Raw genomic sequence first — 23094 nt, forward strand, 5'->3', positions numbered from 1 at the left:
ATCTTATAACTAAAGGATGGGGACTGCATGAATCATTCAAAGCTTTGGTATTCAGGGCCAGCAACGGATTGGAAGCAAGGACTGCCGATAGGGAATGGAAGAATAGGCGCGGTCATTCACGGTGGAATAGAAAGCGAAACATGGAACATGACAGAAATTACTTACTGGTCGGGTCAAGTGGAGCGCATTCAAGGAAATGGAAACCCGAAAGCCAATCTGGAGCAGATGAGAGAGCAGTTTTTCAAGGGCAATTATAGCGAGGGAGACCGGCTTGCTAAGCAAGGGCTGCAGCCGAATAAGCAAAACTTTGGCACAAACCTATCTGTGTGCGATATCAATTTGCGCTTCGAGCAGCAAGGGGAAGATCTTGTACGTGAGTTAAGCTTGGAAAAGGCAATTGTGCAAACTTCCTATACAAGCTCAGGCGGCAAAATAACACGTGAAACGTTCGCAACGCATGCCGATGGTATTGTTGTATCACGCATAAAGAGTGAGTTAAAAGGGGCAATATCCTTCTCGCTGAGCATTCAAGGAAGAACCGGAGATTTTGCAACGACAGCTGCGGATGACGATGCAATTGGATTCCGCGGCCAAGCGACGGAAGATGTGCACAGCAACGGAAAATGTGGTGTGTTTTGCGAGGGTATGGTTAAGGTCGTTGCCGTGGGCGGCATTATCGAAACCACTGGTAATGAAATCAAGGTATCGCAAGCGGATGAGGCGTTTATATATTTTGCGGTGAATACGGATTATGGCAGGACAGATGAGAATTGGGCTTCGGAATGCCATGCGCAAATTAACGATGCTATTGCCAAAGGTTATGAGCGCCTAAGAGCGGATCATATTGTAGATTATCGCGATTTGTACGCTCGTGTGACCCTTGATTTAGGCGATACGGCGAGTGCGAAGCTACCAACAGACGAGCGGATGAAGCAGCTTCGGAACGGGCAGTATGATGATCCGGATTTAGTCGCTTTATTTTTCCAATACGGCCGTTATCTAACGATTGCAGGCTCGCGCGAGGATTCGCCGCTGCCGCTGCATTTGCAAGGCGTGTGGAACGATGGCGAAGCGAATCGCATGGCTTGGAGCTGCGACTACCACTTGGATATCAACACGGAAATGAACTATTACCCGACGGAAATAAGCAATTTGGCGGAATGCCATGTACCTTTGATGAATTATATTGAACGTTTATCTGTCGCAGGCAGGCAAGCGGCTCAGGATTTCTACGGAAGCGAGGGCTGGGTGGCGCATGTGTTCTCGAATGCTTGGGGCTTCTCGGCTCCGGGCTGGGAGACGGGCTGGGGACTGAATGTAACAGGCGGATTATGGATTGCGATGCATTTGAAGGAGCATTATGAGTATGGGCTTGACCGCGATTTCCTAATGAAGCAGGCGTATCCCGTTATGAAGGAATCGGCGGTCTTTTTCCTCGATTATATGACTGTGCACCCTACTTATGGCTGGCTCGTAACCGGACCGTCCAATTCGCCTGAGAACAGCTTTTATCCGAGCGGCAGCAAGGATGAAGCTCAGCAGCTGTCGATGGGCTCGACGATGGACCAGCAGCTGATATGGGATTTGTTCACCTTTTGCCTAGAGTCGGCGAAGCTGCTGCAAATGGATTCTGAGTTCCAAGAGAAGCTGGAGCAAGCGTTATTGCTGATGCCGCCTCTCATGATCGGAAAAAAAGGACAGCTGCAGGAATGGCTCGAGGATTATGAGGAGGCGCAGCCGGAGCATCGCCACCTTGCTCATCTATTTGGCTTATACCCGAGCAATCAAATTACGCCGCGGAAGACGCCGGAGCTGAGTGCTGCCGCTAAGCAAACGTTGATTGGCCGGATGCAGACCGATGAGCTGGAGGATATTGAATTTACAGCTGTACTGTTCGCCACCGGCTTCTCCAGATTGTACGAAGGAGATCGTGCGCTAAAGCATATCACTCATTTAATTGGAGAGCTGTGCTTCGATAATATGCTGACCTATTCCAAGGCGGGTGTAGCCGGAGCGGAGACGAATATTTTTGTCATCGACGGCAATTATGGCGGAACCGCGGCGGTAGCGGATCTACTCCTTCAAAGCCAGCCGGGCGAAATTCACTTACTTCCAGCGCTTCCGGCTGTCTGGAACAAAGGGTCATACAAAGGACTGCGTGCCAAAGGAAATGTAGAGGTTGACGTCTCGTGGGAAAATGGCGTGCTGACTGAAGTAACGATTCAAGCTTTCTCTGCAGGGGAAACGGTCGTAAGATTCGGTGAGCAGGAAGTGCAAGTCTCTTTGATGCCCGGCCGCGTATATCGATTCGATAAAGACTTGAAAGCTCTAGTACAGCAAGAAGCTTAAACGGAATGAGCCTAGTCAGTGAATAAGACAACTACTTGTTTTTAATAGTAGTTGTCTTTTCGCGTCAGTAAGTTATTATAAATGAGCGAAGCTCTTTCGTTGCTTCTAGGCTTCTGTACTGCCTATGTTATGAAAGCGCTAACAATCAAGGGAGGTGGGTTGACCGTGCCAAAGTACTCAACCATTTTTCGGAAATTTCTCATTTCATATCTTATTATCTTGGTCATTCCAAGCATAGCAGGTTACGTTTCCTATCGTACTTCAATCTCGGTGACACAATCCATTTCCATTGAGAATAGCGTCACATTGCTGCAGCGGAGCCAGGATATTTTGGAGAGAAGGATGGTTGAGGTTGAGGGCTTCACAAGGCAGCTCGCTTTGAATCCTGATTTAAATAAATTAATGAATGAGCAGAAAAAAGGCGACATCGTCAACGTCTATGGCATTTGGAGCATGGTGAGACAAGTAACGCCGTTTAGCCAGACAAATGATTTCTTGCAAAACTATTTTATCTACTTAAATAACTATGATGTGATCTTTACGCAGGGCTCCGCCTATTTCCGTCCCGAACATTATTATCAGAACTTTCATTATAACGATCTTACGCTCGCGGAATGGAAGGAAACAGTACTGGACAAAACTCACCGAAGTGAAATTATGCCTCTTCGCTCCTTTACTAGCAATGCCAAACAATCCTCCGTCGTTACGTATATGCAGTCGCTCCCTTTGGACAGCTTTAGCGGCTCATCACCTGCTACTGTGGTCGTCATGATTGATGAAGAAAACATATCTAGCCTGCTCGCGGGAGTAGAGGATCGTTACGGCGGCTGGGCTCATATTAGCGATGCACAAGGGAATACAGTTGGACTACGCGGAATTAGCGAGGAAAATGCTAAGCTGCTGTCTTCGGATTCACGCCTCATCCAAGACAAAGTTAGCCAATTTTATAATAACGATCTCGTCATTACGATTCATTCCGAAAAAAATGGTTGGACCTATCGAGCGGGAATTCCAAAGCAGGTGCTGATGGAAAACGCAAATCAAATTAAACATATTACTTGGCTTGTGACCGGCATCGCTTTACTTCTCGGCCTGCTGGCTGGTCTGCTCCTGTCCTACCGAAACAGCGCACCAATGAATAGGCTGCTTACGGTAATGAAGGAGCAGTTTGGCAAGGATGGCATTACGGGCCGAAACGAATATGATTTTTTGCAGGGCAATATATCGAGCATCATTACGAGCAATCGCCACCTGGAGACGGAATTAAAACGGCAGCTTCCTTTAGTTAGAGATGGTTTCTTGAAACGGTTAATTGCTGGGGAATTTCACACCACTGAGGAAATTACGGCAGCGGCTGTACAGGCGGATACGAGGTTTGATACGAATGAGGGTTATGTCGGTATTTTGCAGATTAATGGATACTCCGGCATGGACAACGTAGAAATACTGAACGAGCTGTATGCAGCAAGACTCATTTTGAAAAAGGCGTTAATCGATCTGGACAGCCAGCTGCATATGACGGATCTTGGCTCGGATCGAATTGTGACGATTATTACGACCATGGAAGGGGAGTATGGAGTCGAAGCAGCTAAGCTGCGAATGAGTCATATTCTTGAGAAGCTGTCCGATATCGCCTATAGGGAGTATAAGATTTCGGTCACTGCAGCATTAGGAGATGCGTTCACGACTATTCTTGACGTTAGCCATTCCTATGAGCAGGCGAAGCAAACGATCGAGTATGCCGAGTTTAACAACAAAAAGAGCTTCGTATGGTTTACGGACTCTAGGCTTGAAACAGCGACATATTATTATCCAATGGACATTGAGCAGCGTTTGATTAGCACTATTCGTGCGGGAGATTCGGATGAGGCAAAGCGGATGGTACATTCGGTTATGAATATTAATATGGAAAATAAGCAGCTTTCTATCGAGATGAAGCAGCAGCTGATCGGCGAGCTGAAGGGTACGCTGCTTAAGCTGCTGGACCAGAAAACGTTCATGGAATCCGATTTGCTGCATGCGTTGAAAAATCAAATCATCGGCATTCAAGCTTCTAATCCAATGGCGGCTATTCAGGAGGAGATCATCGGTATTGTAGAAGCATTATGCAGCGTCATCAACAGTAAAAAAAATCATGTTCATATTCAAACCGTCGAGGAAATTAAGCAGTTTATTGCTGAGGCTTATGGCGACTCTGAGATGACCTTATACCGCATTGCAGAGCGGGTGGAGCGGCCGGAGAAATACATTTCACAATTGTTCAAAGAGGTTACGGATATAAATGTCTCTGACTATTTGGAGATGATTCGTATAGAGCAGGCTTCCTCCTTATTACGGACGAACGCTTATACTGTTGATGAAATCGCTGCTCGCGTCGGGTACAACAGCTCTCATTCGTTCCGAAGAGCCTTTAAGCGAGTCATGGGCGTTGCGCCAAGCTCATATCGACAATCGATCGAAGTGTAAGCGTTCAGCGCAGTTACCGATAAGGAGAGGGTTTGAATGAAGAAAAGAATCGCAGGCCTATCTGCGCTTATACTTCTTGTAGTTTTACTGCTTGCCGCGTGCTCGCAAAGCAATGAGCCAGCTCATACGGATGCAGCTTCGCTTGCTTCCATAGACAAGCCGGTCGAGATTAATGTTTTCGCCCAGCAGGATACCAGCATCGATTTAAAAACAAATGATTTTACGAGGCTGCTTGAAAATAAATTTAATGTCAAATTTAATTGGGACATTATTTCGATGGACGGCGCGAAGGAGAAACGGCAAATTTCACTTGCAAGCGGCGATTTTCCTGATGCTTATATTTTAACGGCCTACATTGACCAGTTCACACAATCCGACTTGTTGAAGTATGGCAAGCAAAGCGTATTACTGCCGTTAAATGAGCTCATAGAGCAATATGCGCCGAACATTAAAGCCGCGATGGAGAAAGATCCGAAGCTTAAAGCTTTGAATACAGCTCCTGATGGCAATATTTATGGGCTTGTTGCCTATAGTGAATGCTTCCACTGCTCCTATCCAAACAAAATGTGGGTAAACACGAAGTGGCTTCAGCGATTAGGGCTTGATATGCCAAAAACGACAGACGAATTTAAAGAGATGCTGAGAGCGTTCAAGCAAAACGACCCGAACGGAAATGGTTTATTGGATGAAGTTCCGCTGAGCGGCTCGACGGAAGATTTTGGCGTTCATATTGTTCCTTATTTGATGAATGGCTTCATTTATGATGACGACCGCAATTATTTGTATATGAATAATGGGAAGGTGGATACAGCGGCCAATAAGCAGCAATGGAAGGAAGGGATTTCCTATATTAAGTCACTTTATGACGAGGGCTTAATTGATCCAGGAGCCTTTATTCAAAATGCCGAGGCGCTAAAAAAAGCTGGAGACAATGCAAATGTTGACATTCTCGGCGCAGCTGCAGCCATGCATCCTGCTATCTTCGTGAGTGAGCGAACGAAGGATTATGCACCGCTGCCGCCGCTTGCGGGGCCGTATGCTTCCTATACTACCTTTGCCAGCGGAGGAATATCACCGGGTGCTAAATTTGTCATTACGAATAAGGCGAGCAAGGAAGCGCAAATTGCCTTAATTCGAATGGTTGACTACATGTACACGCCGGAAGGACAAACGCTAGCGCAGTCAGGTCTTGAAGGCGTAGGCTGGCGAAAGCCGGTAGCTGATGAGGTGGCGCTTGGTGAAGGGCTGGAGCCCAAATTTGCGACATTGATCCCCATCGAAAGCACTGAGCAAAAGAACACCGGCTGGAGCGGGATGGCGCATTTCTACATGCCAAGAGATTATCGAGACAGCTGGGTCGCAAGCAAAGACATATACGCGCCCGACGGCTATGAGCGAAGGCTTATTGAAGCGACACTGCTGTATGAGGGACATGAGCCAGACGAAATGTTTCCGGTGTGGAACATTTGGCTTGATTCGGCACAAGCTGATGAAGTGGGGATGCTGAGCACAAACTTGATGAATTACATCGATCAAAGCATGCTTCAATTTATTACCGGCAACTTGGATTTGGATAGGGATTGGGATACCTACGTGAGCGGACTGGAGAATATGCAGGTCGATCGTTTTATTGAAATCATGCAAAAAGCATATGACCAAAACAAACCTATGCACTAGAAATGCATAAGAAAGAACCCGACTGCCCGAGCAGTCGGGTTTTTTTGCGTTTCTAAGCAGCAATCCTGAAAATTGTACGCCGCTGCGGCGATTTGCCCCCTGAAAACAGGGGTTATTGTACGTTAAAAGACGCAAATGTACCTGTTTGGATAATGTGGATTTCTACTATGATCATCGTATAGAAAGCGCTGTCATTTCATCGGCCATTAGCTACCTAGGGGGGATTGTTCTGGAAAAAGAGATTGTATTGAATAACAAGCTGTTGAAGCAAAAGAGCAAGCGCAGCCTTGCGGATGAAGCGAGCAGAAGCTTCAAGAAGCATTGGCAGCTGTACCTTATCATTATACCGCCTGTATTGTTTTTTCTTATTTTTAAATATTACCCGATGCTGAATGCGGTGCTTGCTTTTAAGGATTACAACGTCATTAAAGGCATTTGGGGCAGCGAATGGGTCGGGCTCAAAAACTTCAGGCTTTTCTTTGAAAATCCGATGTTCTGGACGCTGGTCAAGAACACCATATACGTCAGCGGTTATTTATTGCTCGCGGGGTTTCCGATACCAATTATTTTGGCGTTGATGCTTAATGAAGTGCGAAATGGCCGTTTCAAACGGCTTGTACAGCTGGTCACCTTCGCTCCTTATTTTATCTCTACAGTCGTTATGGTATCGATCATTATGATGTTTCTGGCGCCGCGGCTAGGCTTTGTGAATGTGGCGCTCCACTACTTCGGCATGGATTCAGTCAACTTTCTTGGTGAAGCCAGCATGTTCCGATCGATCTTTGTTTGGTCGGATATTTGGCAGACGGCTGGTTATTCCGCGGTCATTTATTTGGCGGCGCTTGCGGGCATCGATCCTACGCTTTATGAGGCTGCCAAAGTGGATGGCGCATCGCGATTTCAGAAAATCGTCCACGTTGATTTGCCGGGCATTTTGCCGACCATTACGATCATTCTCATCTTAAACGTAGGCAGTGTAATGGCGATTGGCTTTGAGAAAATTTATTTACTGCAAAATCAGCTCAATATCGTTAATTCCGAAATAATTGCCACATACGTGTACAAAATTGGGCTGTTAAATGCCAATTACAGCTTCGCTACAGCGGTAGGCTTGTTTAATTCATTCATCAATCTCTTGCTGCTGTTCACGGTTAACGGTTTGGCCAAACGGTTTATGAAATCAAGCATTTGGTAAAAGGGGAGTGCGCCTATGGCATCAACGAAGATAGCATCGCAGGCACCAATCAGACAAACGATTAAGGATTCAACAGGCGATAAGATTTTTTTGTTCATTATTTATGCCATATTGGCGGTTGTGTTGATCGCGGTTATTTATCCGCTTATTTATATTATCAGCAGCTCGATCAGCAGCCCGGCAGCCGTTACTTCCGGCCGTGTCTGGCTGTGGCCCGTTGATATTTCCTTTAAGGGCTTTAAGGTTCTGTTCGATACGCCGGAAATTATGAGAGGGTACGGGAACTCGCTATTCTATACCGCAGCAGGAACGTTGATCAGTGTAGCCCTTACGGTCATGATTGCGTATCCGATGTCGCGCAAATCCTTTTTTGGCCGCAGCGTCATTATGATGCTCATTACGTTCACCATGCTCTTCAGCGGCGGTTTGATTCCGACGTACATGGTGGTGAAGGAGTTTGGCATGATCGATTCGCGGTGGGCGCTGCTCATTCCGAATGCGGTTTGGGTATGGCAGGTGATTATTGCACGCTCCTTCTTCCAGTCGTCCATTCCAGATGAATTGTTTGAAGCAAGCGAGATCGATGGCTGCAGCGACATCAGATTTATGCGAAGCGTGGTTATTCCGTTATCCAAGCCCATTCTTGCGGTGCTTTTCCTAATGTACGGCGTAGGTCAATGGAATGCCTACTTCGATGCCTTAATCTATCTCAAATCAGCGAAGTTGTTTCCGCTTCAGCTCGTTCTGAGGAGCATCATCATTATGAACAACAGCGCAAGCGTAACGGATGCCTTGAAGCAAGTGGAAAGGCAGCAGCTGTCAGAGCTGCTTAAATATYCGCTGATCGTAGTAGCTACGCTGCCAGTTCTTATTATTTATCCTTTCGTACAGCGTTATTTCGTACAAGGGATGCTTGTTGGCTCAGTCAAAGGCTAACGGGAAAGAGGCAGAAACTGCGCTGGTTTGCATGAGAGGAGGTGGTTCATTTGTAGTGTAATTGCAATACAAAAGTATGGCACAAATCGAAAAAGGGAGCGATACATTTGAAAAAGAGACTCGTAAGTTTGCTCGCAATCATGCTGATGATCAGCTTGGTGCTTGCCGCGTGCTCGAATAATAAAGGAACTTCCAACACTAATAAGGCAACAAATACGCCAAAGGCACAATCGGAAGAGACGGGAGCAACCGCACCGGTTGAAATTACGATATTTGCGGTACAAGAACCGAATATCGATATGGCTACGAATAAATTCACCAAATTTGTAGAAGAGAAATTCAACATAAAACTTAAATTTGAAACGACACCTCCGGATGGCGCGAAGGAAAAACGTCAGATTTCATTAGCGAGCGGAGATTACCCGGATGCGTATATGCTTCCTGGCTACATTGATCAATTCACGCAGGCTGATGTTGTGAAGTATGGAAAACAAGGGGTGCTGGTGCCTCTGAACGATCTGATCGAGCAATATGCGCCAAACATTAAAGCAGCCATGGAAAATAACTCTGACTTAAGAGCGTTCAACACGGCACCCGATGGCAATATTTACGGACTTGTCGCTTACAGCCAGTGCTTCCACTGCTCGTATCCGAACAAAATGTGGTTGAATACGAAATGGCTGGATAAATTGCAGCTGGAAATGCCCAAAACGCCTGAAGAGTTTAAGGCTGTATTAAAAGCGTTCAAAACACAAGATCCAAACGGCAATGGCATTGCTGATGAAGTGCCGCTAAGCGGTTCAATCGAGGACTTTGGCGTACGCGTCATTCCATTCCTCATGAATGGTTTTGTCTATGACGATGACCGCAATTACTTGAATCTAACCAACGGTAAAGTAGAGTCGGCTGCGCTTAAGCCGGAATGGAGAGAAGGCTTAACGTATATTAAATCGTTATACGATGAAGGCTTAATCGATCCGGGCGCCTTTGCACAAAACGCGGAAGCTTTCAAAAAGATTGGCGAAAATGGCGATGCTCAAATTTTGGGCGCTGGCGCCGGTATGCATCCTGCTATCTTCGTAAACATCGATGTGGGCAACAAAAACTCAGCTGATTACAACCCCGTACCTCCGCTTACAGGACCACATGGCTCGTTCGCGACTCATGATGGCGGCGGCGTTGCGCCGGGAGCAAAATTTGTAATCACGAATAAAGCATCTGAAGAACAAAAAATTGCGCTTATTAAATTGGTTGATTACATGTTTACAGAAGAAGGACAAACGAATGGCGCTTCCGGCATGGAAGGCATCGACTGGAGAAAGCCGAAGGAAGGCGAAGTAGCGCTTGGAGAAGGCGTTACCCCGAAGGTAGCAACGATTCCTGCGGTTGAAGGCGAAGCGCCTCGTAATGCAGGTTGGAGCGGAACGGCTCACTTCTACATGCCAAGGGAATACCGAGACAGCTGGGTTCAAGGTACGGATATTTATGATTCCGCCAACTATGAGCGCAGATTGTATCAAGCGACGCTATTGTACCAAGGCCACGAGCCGAAGGAGCTTTTCCCATTGTGGGCGATTTGGATTGATTCAGCGGAAATCGATGAGGCAAGCATTTTGCAAACAAACATTAAGTCGTTTATTGAGCAAAATGCGCTTCAATTCATTACCGGAAATAAATCGCTTGAGAAGGATTGGGACGGTTACGTGAAGGGACTCAAGGATCTGAAAATAGATCGTTATCTCGAAATTTTGCAAAAAGCGTACGACCAATCATTTAAATAATAGTGATTTCAAAGGATCAGGTTCTTTATTGCGAGATAAAAGCCTGATCCTATTTCATAAACAAAGGAGCTAAATAATGACGCAAATAATGAAGAAATCACGTTTGTGGCTGCTAATCGTTGTGATGATTACAGCGCAGCTGGGAATCGTGATACCAAAAACAGATGTTGCGGAGGCGGCGAATAATGGATTAGCTGCGAAGCCATATATGGGCTGGAGCAGCTACAGCTTGCAGGTTTATACGGGCAATGGACAGTGGATTAACGCAGACAATATTAAGGCACAATCGGATGCAATGCATGAGAAGCTTCAGCCTTATGGCTACGAGTATATTAATATCGATGCGGCATGGAATGGCGGAATGGACGAGTATGGGCGGCCAATCCCAAGTACAACTTTATATCCAAATGGCTTTCAAGAGGTGATCGATTACGTCCATGCGAATGGGCAAAAGATCGGCTTGTATGGCATTCCAGGCTTATCGCCGCAAGCTTATGATCAGGATCTGCCGATCTATGGCGCTCCCGGCTGCTCGATGAAGGACATCGCGGCTCAGCCGATTCAGGAGTCGGATTATTGGGGGCTTGGCTACAAAATAGATTTCAGCCAGCCATGCGCGCAGAGCTACATAAATTCAATTGCCGATCTTTACGGAGAATGGGGCATCGACTTTTTGAAATTTGACAGTGTGACGCCAGGCTCAGGCATTTCTGACCTTTCGCTGGATGCGCGTGACGATGTAAAGGCTTGGTCGCAGGCGCTGGCTCCCCACCAAATTTGGCTGGAGCTTTCCTGGGCGCTTGATATCAAATACATCGATTACTGGAAGCAGTATGCAAACGGATGGCGTGTGGACTGGGATATCGAATGCTACTGCGGCAACGGGGGGTTAACGGCTTGGCCTAATATCGCTAGATTATTCCCGAAAGCAGAGCAGTTCTGGCGTCATGCAGGTCCAGGCGGCTGGAATGATTTTGATTCGTTGAATATCGGAAATGGAACAATGGATGGCATCACGATGGACGAGCGGATGTCGGCGATGTCGTTCTGGGCGATTTCATCGGCGCAATTATACATCGGCAATGACATGACAAATTTGGACGATTACGGCATTGAGCTGTTGACGAATGAAGAAGTAATCGCGGTCAATCAGGCTGGCAGGCCGGGGCATCCTGTATCGACAGCGACGGAGCAGCAGGTGTGGTATGCGAATAATGGTGATGGAAGCTATACGGTGGGACTCTTTAATCTCGGCAGCTCTGCTGCGACGGTTAACGTGAATTGGAGTGATATTGGCATCACCGGTTCAGCCACTGTCCGTGATCTGTGGAGCCATGAGGATTTGGGCTCATTTGCGACTGGATACAGTGATGAAAATTTGGCTTCGCATGCTTCGAGGTTGTTCAAAGTAGTGGCACAGGATGGAACAGCAGCTGCTAATGACGACGATACCGGAATGAAATATTCAGGCCATTGGGTTCGTGGCGGCGGGCAGGAGCTAGTCGGAGACAAGCAAAATCTCATTATTGATGTAAGGGATAACACAGCGCAAAACAGCAGCATTAGCCCATCTGCGGCAAGCTTCAATAAGAAGTCTTCGGAGCAGGCTGATGCTGCGACGGTAATGACGCTGAACGGAAATACACTGAATAGTATCACAAACAATGGAACGGTACTGGTGTCTGGTACGGATTACAGCGTATCAGGTGATACCGTTACGATTAAAAAAGAGTACCTAGCAGCAAGACAGGCAGGCATCACGAATTTAACGTTTGCGTTTAGCGGCGGGGCATCACAGACCTTTGCCATAACCGTAAACGACACGACAATAAGGGATAGCAGGGTTACTCCTGCAACAGTGAGTTTTGATAAGAAGCTGTCCACTCAGGCTGATATTACGCTGACGACCTCGTTAAACGGCAATGAATTAACGGGCGCTGAGCATGAAGGAACCCCTTTGGCAATTGGCACGGACTACACCGTATCAGGAAGCCAGCTGACAATTAAGAAGGAGTATTTAGCGGGGCTTCCTACTGGAACGACAGCGTTATCCTTTTCATTCAGTGCAGGAGCGGAGCAGCATGTCTCCTTAGTCGTAAGGGATACTTCTGTAGGCGGGTCAATATCCATCAATGATGATCATCCGTCTATTGTCTATACAGGCGGCTGGAACCGCAGCTATAACCGCGGACTTGGCGATTATATGGATGATGTGCATTATGCGGAGGCAAACAACAATGATTATTTTGAGTATACGTTTACGGGAACGGGCATTGAATTCATTACCGAGCTGGACCCTTCACAAGGTGAAATAGACATCTATGTGGACAACGTATTCCAGCGAACGATCAGCACCTACAACATCGGAAGGCTGGCACAGCAGCAAGTATTCAACATAACAGGACTCACTAACGGAACCCACACGCTTAAAGCGGTGAAGAAGTCTGGTTACTTCCTGCTGCTCGATAAGCTGAGAATTAGTGTGCCGGATTTAATTAGCGCGAGCAGTGGAATGTTTGATAAGGCTGATGGGGAGCAGGCTGATTTTACTCTTTCGACAACAGTTGATGGAAACAGCCTAAGCAGTATTACAGATGGTTCAGGAGCCTTGATAGCGGGCACCGACTATACGGTTGATGGCAATGTGGTGACGCTTAAAAAGGAATATTTGGCGGCACAGCCTCTTGGGACTGCGAGCTTGATCTTTACCTTTGATGGCGGAGCGACGCAGACGCTGGTGATTGCTGTAAGTGATTCATCTGCTGCTAACAGCACAATTAACCCAGTCACAGCCAGCTTCAATAAGAAGGCAGATATGCAAGCAGATATCGCCACAACGTTAACGCTGAATGGAAATATGCTTGTCGGTATTTCGAATGGCACAACGACGTTGGCGGCAGGCAGCGATTATATCGTTTTGGACGATACAGTCACGATTAATAAAGCGTATCTGGCATCACTGCCGCTTGGCACGATAAATCTAAGCTTTAGCTTTGATCATGGAATGGCACAGAACTTATCCATTGCCGTAAGTGATACGACAGGTCAGAACAGCACATTGGTCCCGAGCGCATTAAGCTTCGACAAGAGAGCGAATGCACAAGCAGATATTTGGACGAAGCTCACTTTTAACGGGAACAGCTTGAGCGGTATTGCTGATGGTGCGGCGGCTTTGCAGGCAGGCGTCGATTATCAGTTGTCGGGCGACCAGCTTACGATTAAGAAGGAATTCCTTGCGGCCAAGCCAAATGGAATGACCAATCTGACGTTGTCTTTTAGCGGTGGAGCTGCGCAAATACTGGCTATCGCAGTAAGCGATACGTCTAGAGGCCGCTATGTATCTATTAATAATGATGATAGCGGAATCTCTTATAAGGGTGCATGGCAGCATGGAAGAAACCGTGGATTAGGCGATTACAAGGATGATGTCCATTACACGGAGGCGAACAACGATTATTTTGAATATGGGTTTGAGGGAACAGGCATTGAGATCGTAACGGAGAAAGATTCCTCGCAAGGGGATATCGATGTTTATGTGGATGACGTGTTTAAGCAAACGATCAGCACGTACAATACTTGCCGGCAAATTAGGCAGACGGTATATAGTATTGAGGGATTGTCTGAAGGAACACATAAAATTAAGGTCGTTAAGAAATCCGGGTATTATATGCTGTTAGACCAATTACAGTTTAGAGTTGCAGATATGATTAGTCCGGATGCTGCAAGCTTTGACAAGACGGCGCAAGCCGATGTAACGACAACGATTAGCATTAATGGCAGCAATCTGCTTGGTATTGCGAATGGCGCTGCAATGCTTGTGGCGGGCAGTGATTACACGATATCAGGTAGTGTGATTACAGTTAAAAAAGAATATCTTGCCGCACAGCCGGATGGAGCGGTGAGCTTAGCCATTTCCTATAAAGGCGATTATCAAAATGACCTGCACGCGACGGAGACGAATGGCGATTATGTTGAATATTCATTCACTGGAACCGGCATATCATTCATTGCGCCGAAGTCAGCTTCTCAAGGTGACATAGACATCTACGTTGACAATGTATTTAAAGAAACGGTAAGCGCGCATCATGCGAGCAGACTGACCCAGCAAGCGGTATACAGCATATCTGGGCTAGCAAATGGCGCTCATACGATTAAGGCGGTTAAAAAATCCGGAGAGTATATGTTGGTGGATGGTGTGAAGTTTGAGGTGAATGCGGCGACGTTGCCAACGGCAACGCCAACAACAGCGCCAACAGCAACAGCAACGGCAACACCAACGGCAACACCGGAAGAAACAATAGCGCCGACGCCGTCGGCAACACCATCGATAACACCAACATCGACACCCGTAATCACGAATGCTCCAGCTAAGGAGCTCATCACGATTGATGTTGAAAATGCCGCTAAGGTTGTAATCACGCGTACGACACAAGCGGATGGCAAGAAAACGGATGATGTGCCGATTACTATTGATCAGGCGCAAAAAGCTGTAGACAGCGTCACAGCAGCAGGACACAAATTGGTTAATATTACGATTCCTGATACGAAGGATGAAGTAATGCTAACTTCTGTCACTCTGCCGAAGGAAGCAAATAAAGTGTTCGCAGATGCAAAAATTGATTTAGGCATATTGACAGAAAACGTTAAGATAATGGTGGCTAGCGGCTTGCTTCAGTCAGCACTGGAGGATCTGTTCATTCGGTTTACACCGATTACGGAGGAAGCAAAGAAGCAGGAAATTGCGGGTCGAGCGAATAAAGAAGCGATGTTAAGGATCGTTGCAGGAAATAAAGAGGCATCTATAATAGGCCGTCCGATGAGCATTGAAACGAATATGCCAAAAGGCAATGTAACCCTCATTTTGCCTTTGAAGGATGTGAAGCTGAGCGAAGCAGACCGGAAGGACCTGGCTGTATATATCGAGCACAGCGACGGAACGAAGCAGCTGATGAAGGGCATAATCGTACCGTTTAACGACAATGGCGAGATGGGCCTTCAATTCACAGTCGACAAATTTAGTCTTTTTTCACTCGTCCATGTGGAGGGCTTAGCCGATTCTAGCTTGGGTGCCGCTTATATGAATGGTTATGAGGATGGTACATTTAGGCCGGAAAACAAGATTACCCGTGCTGAGATGGCGGTTATTCTGTTAAGAATCGTGAAGCAGGAAGCGATTGCGGCGGACATTCCTTATCATGATGTTCTCGCAGGCAATTGGGCGAAGGATGCGATTTCTAAAGTAACAAAAATGGGCTTAATGCAAGGATATGAAGATGGAACGTTTGGTGCTGAAAAAGCAATGACACGAGCTGAAATGGCGAAGCTTATATCCACGCTTATCGGTGCTGCACCAAAGGCTGGAGCAGGTTTTACCGATATTTCGACTCATTGGGCGAAGGCATCTATTCTAAATGTGCAAGCTGCTGGAATCACTAATGGCTATGCGGATGGAAGCTTTAAGCCAAATAACGCGCTGACGCGTGCTGAAGCAGTCAGCATGATCAACAAAATGCTGGGCAGAGTCAAACTAGTTGGCATAACATCATCCCCGTGGAAGGATGTTACTAGCAAGCACTGGGCTTATGGCGATATTTTAGCGGCGTCAGTTAAGTAGCAGAGATAGGGTGTCCAAAAAGAGTTAAACTCGCTGAAGAGATAATTGGATTTAATTAAAAACCATAAAAATATTAAAAAAATGGCGTCACAGGAACTTATTCCAGTGCCGCCATTTTTCTGTTTTGGTCTATTTATGTTTGCTTAAATAAATGGTAGGCGAGCAAATTTCTGTGTCTGCTTGAGGTGGAAATGGAGCAGTAAGCACGCATAGGTTCTTACAGCGAGAGAAAAGGCTAGGTTTGTTGTCTGTAAGAACAAATATGGGCTTACAGAGTTACGGCAGCGTTTGTTCGAGGTGGAAATGGAGCAGTAAGGACGCATAGGTTCTTAAAGCGAGAGAAAACGCTTGGTTTGTTGTCTGTAAGAACGAATATGYGCTTACAGACTTGCGGCAGCGTTTGTTCGAGGTGGAAATGGAGCAGTAAGCACRCATAGGTTCTTACAGCGAGAGAAAASGMTAGGTTTGTTGTCTGTAAGAACAAATATGYGCTTACAGAGTTGCGRMAGCGTTTGTTCGAGGTGGTAATGGAGCTTTAAGCACGTATAGGTTCTTAAGGCGAGAGAAAAGGCTAGGTTTGTTGTCTGTAAGAACAAATATGCGCTTACAGAGTTGCGGCAACGTTTGTTCAAGGTGGAAATGGAGCAGTTAGCACGCATAGGTTCTTACAGCGAGAGAAAAGGCTAGGTTTGTTGTCTGTAAGCACATATATGAGCTTACAGAGTTGCGGCAGCGTTTGTTCGAGGTGGAAATGGAGCAGTAAGCACGCATAGGTTCTTACAGCGAGAGAAAAGGCTAGGTTTGTTGTCTATAAGAACAAATATGCGCTTACAGAGTTGCGGCAGCGTTTGTTCGAGGTGGAAATGGAGCTGTAAGCACGCATAGGTTCTTACAGCGAGAGAAAAGGCTAGGTTTGTTGTCTGTAAGAACAAATATGCGCTTACAGAGTTGCGGTAGCGTTTGTTCGAGGTGGGAATGGAGCAGTAAGCACGCATAGGTTCTTAAAGCGAGAGAAAAGGATAGGTTTGTTGTCTGTAAGAACAAATATGTGCTTACAGACTTGCGGCAGCGTTTATTCGAGGTGGAAATGGAGCTGTAAGCACGCATAGGTTCTTACAGCGAGAGAAAAGGCTAGGTTTGTTGTCTGTAAGAACAAATATGTGCTTACAGAGTTGCGGCAGCGTTTGATCGAGGTGGAAATGGAGCAGTAAGCACACATAGATTCTAACTTTTGGGACAGCCCCTTCTGTTATTTGGGGATGAAATGGCGGCAGCTGATTATAGAGAGGCTGCAGTCTAGGTATTAAGATGCCATTTTCCAGACTGCCCCTCTAAGCGCAAATAACCTCGTTAACCATCATTTGACGTGGTTTGTCTCGGGTTTTCTTGTTTTTGCACCTTATAGTGGTTTTTGAACAAATGGTAAAGGAGGCGTATAGTGGTTAATAGTGTAAATGACACGGAAATTGCAAAGCAAGGCAGACTGGAGGTTGCCGAGTATGGAACCATGGAAGCGTACCATGTGGATTTTATGGTTCGGCGTTCTTTTTTGCAGCTCAAGCTATACGATGTCCGTACCGTTCCTGCCGCTATTTCTGTTCGATTTGGGGGTGCCGGAAAGCTCCGTCAATCTATGGGCTGGAATTGTGCATTCCTCAGCTTTCCTCGTCGGAGCAGTGATGGCTCCCTTATGGGGGATGCTTGCAGACAAGTATGGGAAGCGGAAAATGGTCATACGAGCAGGACTCAGCTTAGCTATTATTTATGCGCTGATCGCTTTTGTGCAAACGCCATGGCAGCTCGTCGGCGTGAGAATGCTGCATGGCTTTGTGGGTGGATTTGTTCCAGCATCCATGTCGATCGTAGCATCAGTTGCACCGAAGGAGAAGCTTGGCTGGAGCCTTGGCATGATGCAAGCGGGTACGATGACTGGCGGTATTCTCGGACCATTATTCGGCGGGCTGTTGGCTGAAGCATTTGGACTTCGCAGATCCTTTGTTGTCGCTGCGTTTATTATTTTAGCTGCGACAGTGGCGGTTATTGTATGGGTGAGGGAAGGAAAAGCGGACACATCTGAAGGGGCAGCGGCCGGAACGAAAAAAGAAAAGCCAATCACTTATCGGATGGCTTTTCGCAATCGTGCACTCATGAGTATGCTGCTGCTGCTCGTTATCGTTCAGCTATCGATTAATATGATACAGCCGCTCATTACCCTTCATATTGCCAAGCTGCAAGGGGGGCTGCAAGGAGCGGAGCTGTCAGCTGGTTTTGTGCTCTCGCTTATCGGAATAGCAGGCATTTTGGCATCGCCAGTTTGGGGAAGGCTTGGTGAGAAGAAGGGCTTCTACCGGATTCTCGTCGTATGCCTGTTCTGCGCGGGATCGATCATTAGCATGCAGTTTTTTGTACAACAATTATGGCTTTTCGCTATCGTGCAATTCATATTCGGTTTATTTATGGCTGGCATAGCGCCTATCGTCAATACGCTGGTTGTCCAAAGCACAGATGAGCAGTTTAGAGGCAGATCATTTGGGCTAACAACAAGCGCGAATCAGTTCGGTGCGATGCTTGGTCCGCTCATCGGAGGTTTGTTAGGCCTGGCCGTAGGCATCCACTGGATCTTTGTCGCCACAGGAATGATTATGGCAGCAGCCGGCGTGAGCGTATGGATAAAGCGGAGACATGAGATGGTGAAAACGAAGACAGCCTATCGAGCTTAACTCGGAGAAAAGTGAATAAATAGGCAGCACAAGCCAGGCGGAGTCTAGGGGAAAGCGCTCTAGTTCCTCTTGGCTTTCGTTGTAAATAATAGGAAATGTTCGTTTCTATTTAAACAAAAGTCTGTTATTCTACTGAAGAATAGAACTTTGGACTGAGGAGTGAGCTGCTATCAAGCCGGTTACTGTATATGATATTGCTAGGGAAGCGAACGTCTCAGTAGCCACTGTGTCGCGCGTCATTAATAATACGGCTCCGGTAAAAAAGTCAACCAGAGAGCGAGTTATGGAGTTAATTGCGAAACATCAGTTTCAGCCGAATGCCATTGCAAGAAGCCTGTTTAAGAAGGAAACGGGAATGATAGGCGTTATTTTGCCGGATATTACGAACCCTTTTTTTCCAGAGGTTTTGTCAGGCTTGGATCAAGAAGCGCGCAGCAAAGGCTACACTTTTTTTCTATGCGATACGGTATCAACGAACGGAGATTCAGCAGAGCAATATGTGCGGGAGTCGCAATATTTGAGTATTCTGATGGAGAAGCAAGTAGACGGCATTGTGATGATAGGCGGACGAATTAACCTTGCTAAGCCAAGCAAAGATCTTGTGAGCGAAGTGGTTGAAGCTAGTAAACGCGTGCCGCTGCTGCTCATTAACGGCAATCTCCCCGGTGAAGGGATGACTCGTGTATATGCCGATGAGCAGGAGGGCGCAGAGCTTGCGACACAGCATTTGATTGACTTAGGACATACGGATATTGCATTTGTTGGCGGGTACAAAAACATGTCCAATACGATTCAGCGTACTCGCGGTTTTGTGAAAACGATGGAGAAAAACGGAGTCCAAACTCGCAAGGAGTGGATACGCGATGGCGGTTTTTCCGTTGAAGCGGGTAAGAAGCTAATGCATCAACTGCTGGAGCTGCCCGAGCGACCAACCGCTATATTTTGCGCGAACGATTTAGTGGCTATCGGCGTTATGAAAGTTGCTCACAAAGCAGGGCTTCGCGTGCCGCAGGACCTATCGCTGATTGGGTTTGACGATATTCCTTATGCCTCGAACAGCATTCCAGAATTAACGACGATTTCTCTAAAATGTTATGAGGTAGGCCGGAACGCAGCGGAGCTGCTCCACCTAATGATTACGAAAAACAAAGTGAATAAGAGCACCAAATTAAGGCCGGAGCTCGTTGTAAGAGAGTCTACAGCTCCACCTTCAAAGCAAAATAATGCTTAAAATTGCGTTTTCAAATAATTATTGACAACGCTTACAATGTTGAATACAATCAAAATGTGAAAAGATAACAAGGTGTCACCTACAATAATGTAACCCGTTACATTTACAGCGAGATCGCTTCTTTCCAGAAGCTAACACATAAATACACATCAGCGAACCGTACAGAATTGCGTTCTGTTTATCCCGGTCATGACGTGTATTTATTTTTATCTAAAAATGTAACGGGTTACATGAAACGGGTTACACATTTCGGGCTTTTAGTCTAATTCGTTGGAGGTTTTGACATGGTCATGGACATTGGAGCGAAAGCAGCCGTGCGATTTGATGCGGATGCCGTGAAGATTCAGGAAACCCCTCATATTTTGCTATGTGCCTCGCTGTTTTACTTCCGTATTCCAAGCGCGCTTTGGAAGGAGAGGATGGAGCAGCTGAAGGCATTTGGTTATAACAGCATCGATGTGTATTTTCCATGGAACTATCATGAAACAGTTGAAGGAGAATGGGATTTTAGCGGAGAGYGTGACATTGCCTCATTCCTGACAACGGCTGCCGAAGTAGGACTATACGTCGTCGCAAGACCTGGCCCCTACATTTGCTCGGAGTGGGATGGTGGAGCACTTCCGGCTTATCTGCTTACGAAGGGACTGAAGCTTCGCGATAACGATGCTGAATTCCTCGGCTATGTTTCCAAATGGTTTGATCACATCCTGCCTTTGCTAAAGCAGAACCAAGCAGGTGAGGGCGGAACGGTAATCGGTGTTCAACTGGATAATGAGCTCGATTTCTATGATTGTCATGACCCCAAAGGATATATTAGTGCACTGCGCGATATGGTGCTTAAACACGGAATAACCGTGCCGCTGTTCGCTTGTGCCGGTCAGGGCGGCTTGCTGCAAGCATCGGGACTCGCAGAGGATGTGGTGCCGACCTGTAATTTCTATCCAGATAATCGAGAGGCTGAATTTGAAGACAAGGTGCTTCACTACAGTGGAACCTTAGCTAAACTAGGTTATCCTCTGCTCGTAACGGAGACGAACCGGGCACATTACCTCCTACGTAGATTGCTCTCCTGCGGCGCCAAGCTGCTCGGTCCGTATTTGCAGGTATCGGGAACGGATTTTGGCTTCACGAATGCGACGAACAATTGGGGCAAGCCGCTAGCGTTTATGACGTCGGACTATGATTTTGGCGGCATGATTTCTCCTGAAGGGCATATTCGCGAGGAAGCGTATGAGGGCAGGCTGCTTGGACGGATGATTGCAGCTTACGGCACTTCGCTCGCTGAGGCTGCAAGCCAAGGCTTAAGCACGGATTGGAAGCTGATTGGACAAAGCGATAGAGTTGTTGGCCCCTATGCCCTGCAGTTAAAGGGCGGCGGAAAACTCCTATTTGTTACGAATTTAGATGATCAAGATAAAGAACTAGCCATCGTAATGGAGAATGATACGAATACAAAAGCTGCGAGCAGCTTTAAGCTCAAATCGGGCAGGTCGCTGGCGCTGCCTTCTCAAGTACCTCTACAGCATTGGGGAGTAGAAGGAATACTAGAGAGCTCGACAGCGGAGCTATATATGGCAGAAACAAATGATACAGGTGCAAGTCTCGCTTTTCATACAGAAGGTTATGGTGAAATTGTATTGCTGCTAGATGCAGCGCCGGTGGATATGAAAGCTCTGAATGCAACTGTGGAAACGATAGAGGGAGGCAAGGTCAGGATCGCCTTTGAAGGTAAAGAAGATAGCGTCTGTTCCATTATTACTTCGGATGGGCATACGTTGAAGCTATTTATTACCGACAGAATGAAAGCGCTTTATTCAGAAGGGTTGAACGATGCTGATGACACCATTAATCATGGCAAGCCGCTTCATTACTCGGATCGCACTGAAATAGCAGCTGCTGAGTGGCGCCTAAATCATTTTGATGCGGCATCACCTATGAATAAAAAGGATAAGAGAGACCCATCCGCTTCAAAAAAAGCAGATTACTTAGAACAGCATGAAATTTACCGCGGGTATGCTTGGTATGAAGCGACGGTTCGACTGCCTGAAGACAAAGCGGTAAAAGGTATTCTTATTCGCTCAGGCAGTGATGTTGTGTCGCTGTATGCGGGAGGAGAATACGCGGGAACGGCAGTGGCTGGGGGAGGCAGTTCTTATCTTCATTTAAGCAATGGCCTACAAGAAGGAAAGCTGCTTGCCAGAGTGGAGATATGGGGACATTCGAACTTTGACGATGCTAGGCTTCCCGGGCTTCGATTGCATGCGATGAAGGGGATTAAAGGACTGTCAGCCATTACAGAGGTTAGAGACCTTAGCCGTAACTGGAGTGTTTACCGGGCTGCGGATCGGATTTTGCGCAAGGAGCTGATCGAGTCGCCTGATAGCAGCATGTGGCCGATCGTTAACTTTGGCGGCTGGATGTCTCCTGATCATCCGGCTTTCGAATATTACCGAAAAACATTCCGTGCATCGGAAGCGGCAGACTCGTGGACGCTGCATTTCCAAGGTATTCAATCGCTTGCTCGGCTCTTTGTAAACGGAAAGGAAATAGGCGAGGTGCATCCGTTTGATCCATACTTTAATATCTCTGAGCATGTGACGGCAGGGCAATCCGTAGAGCTTACTGTATTCGTTGAGAGAGTGCTTGGTTTACCATCCGGGCAGGTTTACTTGTATGAAGGCCAAGAGGCCGACAACTTTGCAGTTTATGCGGCAGAGGAGGAAGCGCTTCGGGAGCATGCGGAAAACTTGCGGTCGCAAAGCGGAACAACCGAATTCCCCATCTCATTGGAGCCAGGAGAAACCGCATGGCTGTATGCGACTACCGTGAATTCAGAAGCAGGCAAAGGCTGGAGAGCGAAGGTTTCCGGCACTAGCCTTAAAATGACAGTGTTTCTGGAAGGAAGAATCGTTGGACGACTATGGCTGCCAAGCCAAACGAGCAGGCCTGTCATGTCAGGCGGAAGCCCGGATTCCTTTTACTTGCCGGGAGCTTGGTATGAGGGCGGAGAAGGAAGCTTAACGATACTGCTGGAAGCGGTTGATCAAGAGAAGCAAGGGCGTTTGGAAGCAATTCAATTCATATCCGTCTAGCAATGACGACAAGGGGGAAGAAGGATGGAAACG

At 46.9% G+C, this 23094-nt stretch carries 10 protein-coding genes; all 10 read left to right on the forward strand.

The window, feature by feature from the left end:
• Positions 1-27: 27 nt before the first annotated feature.
• The 10 genes from AC1DPK_RS08420 (at position 28) to AC1DPK_RS08465 (ending at position 23061) form a co-directional block, all read left to right on the forward strand.
• Entirely contained in the window at positions 28-2349 is a 2322-nt protein-coding gene (locus AC1DPK_RS08420; RefSeq protein WP_441885512.1) for a glycoside hydrolase family 95 protein, read from the forward strand.
• Positions 2350-2514: 165 nt separating this feature from the next.
• Entirely contained in the window at positions 2515-4815 is a 2301-nt protein-coding gene (locus tag AC1DPK_RS08425) for an AraC family transcriptional regulator (RefSeq protein WP_477509986.1), read from the forward strand.
• Positions 4816-4851: 36 nt separating this feature from the next.
• A complete protein-coding gene (locus tag AC1DPK_RS08430) occupies positions 4852-6492 on the forward strand; it encodes a type 2 periplasmic-binding domain-containing protein (RefSeq protein ID WP_477509987.1) in 1641 nt (546 codons plus the stop codon).
• 241 nt (positions 6493-6733) lie between these two features.
• Positions 6734-7687: an ABC transporter permease gene (locus tag AC1DPK_RS08435; RefSeq protein WP_477510050.1), complete on the forward strand. Its 954-nt coding sequence runs from the start codon at positions 6734-6736 to the stop codon at positions 7685-7687.
• Between the two features lie 15 nt (positions 7688-7702).
• Positions 7703-8623: a carbohydrate ABC transporter permease gene (locus AC1DPK_RS08440; protein ID WP_477509988.1), complete on the forward strand. Its 921-nt coding sequence runs from the start codon at positions 7703-7705 to the stop codon at positions 8621-8623.
• A 107-nt stretch (positions 8624-8730) separates the two neighbouring features.
• Positions 8731-10404 (forward strand): extracellular solute-binding protein, encoded by a 1674-nt coding sequence (locus AC1DPK_RS08445; protein WP_076270350.1) that lies wholly within the window; start codon positions 8731-8733, stop codon positions 10402-10404.
• Between the two features lie 76 nt (positions 10405-10480).
• Positions 10481-16018, forward strand: coding sequence for a X2-like carbohydrate binding domain-containing protein (locus AC1DPK_RS08450; protein ID WP_477509989.1), 5538 nt, complete (start codon positions 10481-10483; stop codon positions 16016-16018).
• Positions 16019-17517: 1499 nt separating this feature from the next.
• Positions 17518-18738, forward strand: coding sequence for an MFS transporter (locus AC1DPK_RS08455; protein WP_477509990.1), 1221 nt, complete (start codon positions 17518-17520; stop codon positions 18736-18738).
• Between the two features lie 169 nt (positions 18739-18907).
• Positions 18908-19969: a LacI family DNA-binding transcriptional regulator gene (locus AC1DPK_RS08460; RefSeq protein WP_477510051.1), complete on the forward strand. Its 1062-nt coding sequence runs from the start codon at positions 18908-18910 to the stop codon at positions 19967-19969.
• Positions 19970-20253: 284 nt separating this feature from the next.
• A complete protein-coding gene (locus AC1DPK_RS08465; protein ID WP_477509991.1) occupies positions 20254-23061 on the forward strand; it encodes a beta-galactosidase in 2808 nt (935 codons plus the stop codon).
• The last annotated feature ends 33 nt before the right edge of the window (positions 23062-23094 follow it).

It is taken from the genome of Paenibacillus sp. 01T424, assembly GCF_056398745.1.

Coding starts and splice junctions, on each gene's coding strand:
- AC1DPK_RS08420 (WP_441885512.1), top strand. CDS start 28: ATGAATCATTCAAAGCTTTGGTATTCAGGGCCAGCAACGGATTGGAAG.
- AC1DPK_RS08430 (WP_477509987.1), top strand. CDS start 4,852: ATGAAGAAAAGAATCGCAGGCCTATCTGCGCTTATACTTCTTGTAGTT.
- AC1DPK_RS08450 (WP_477509989.1), top strand. CDS start 10,481: ATGACGCAAATAATGAAGAAATCACGTTTGTGGCTGCTAATCGTTGTG.
- AC1DPK_RS08455 (WP_477509990.1), top strand. CDS start 17,518: ATGGAACCATGGAAGCGTACCATGTGGATTTTATGGTTCGGCGTTCTT.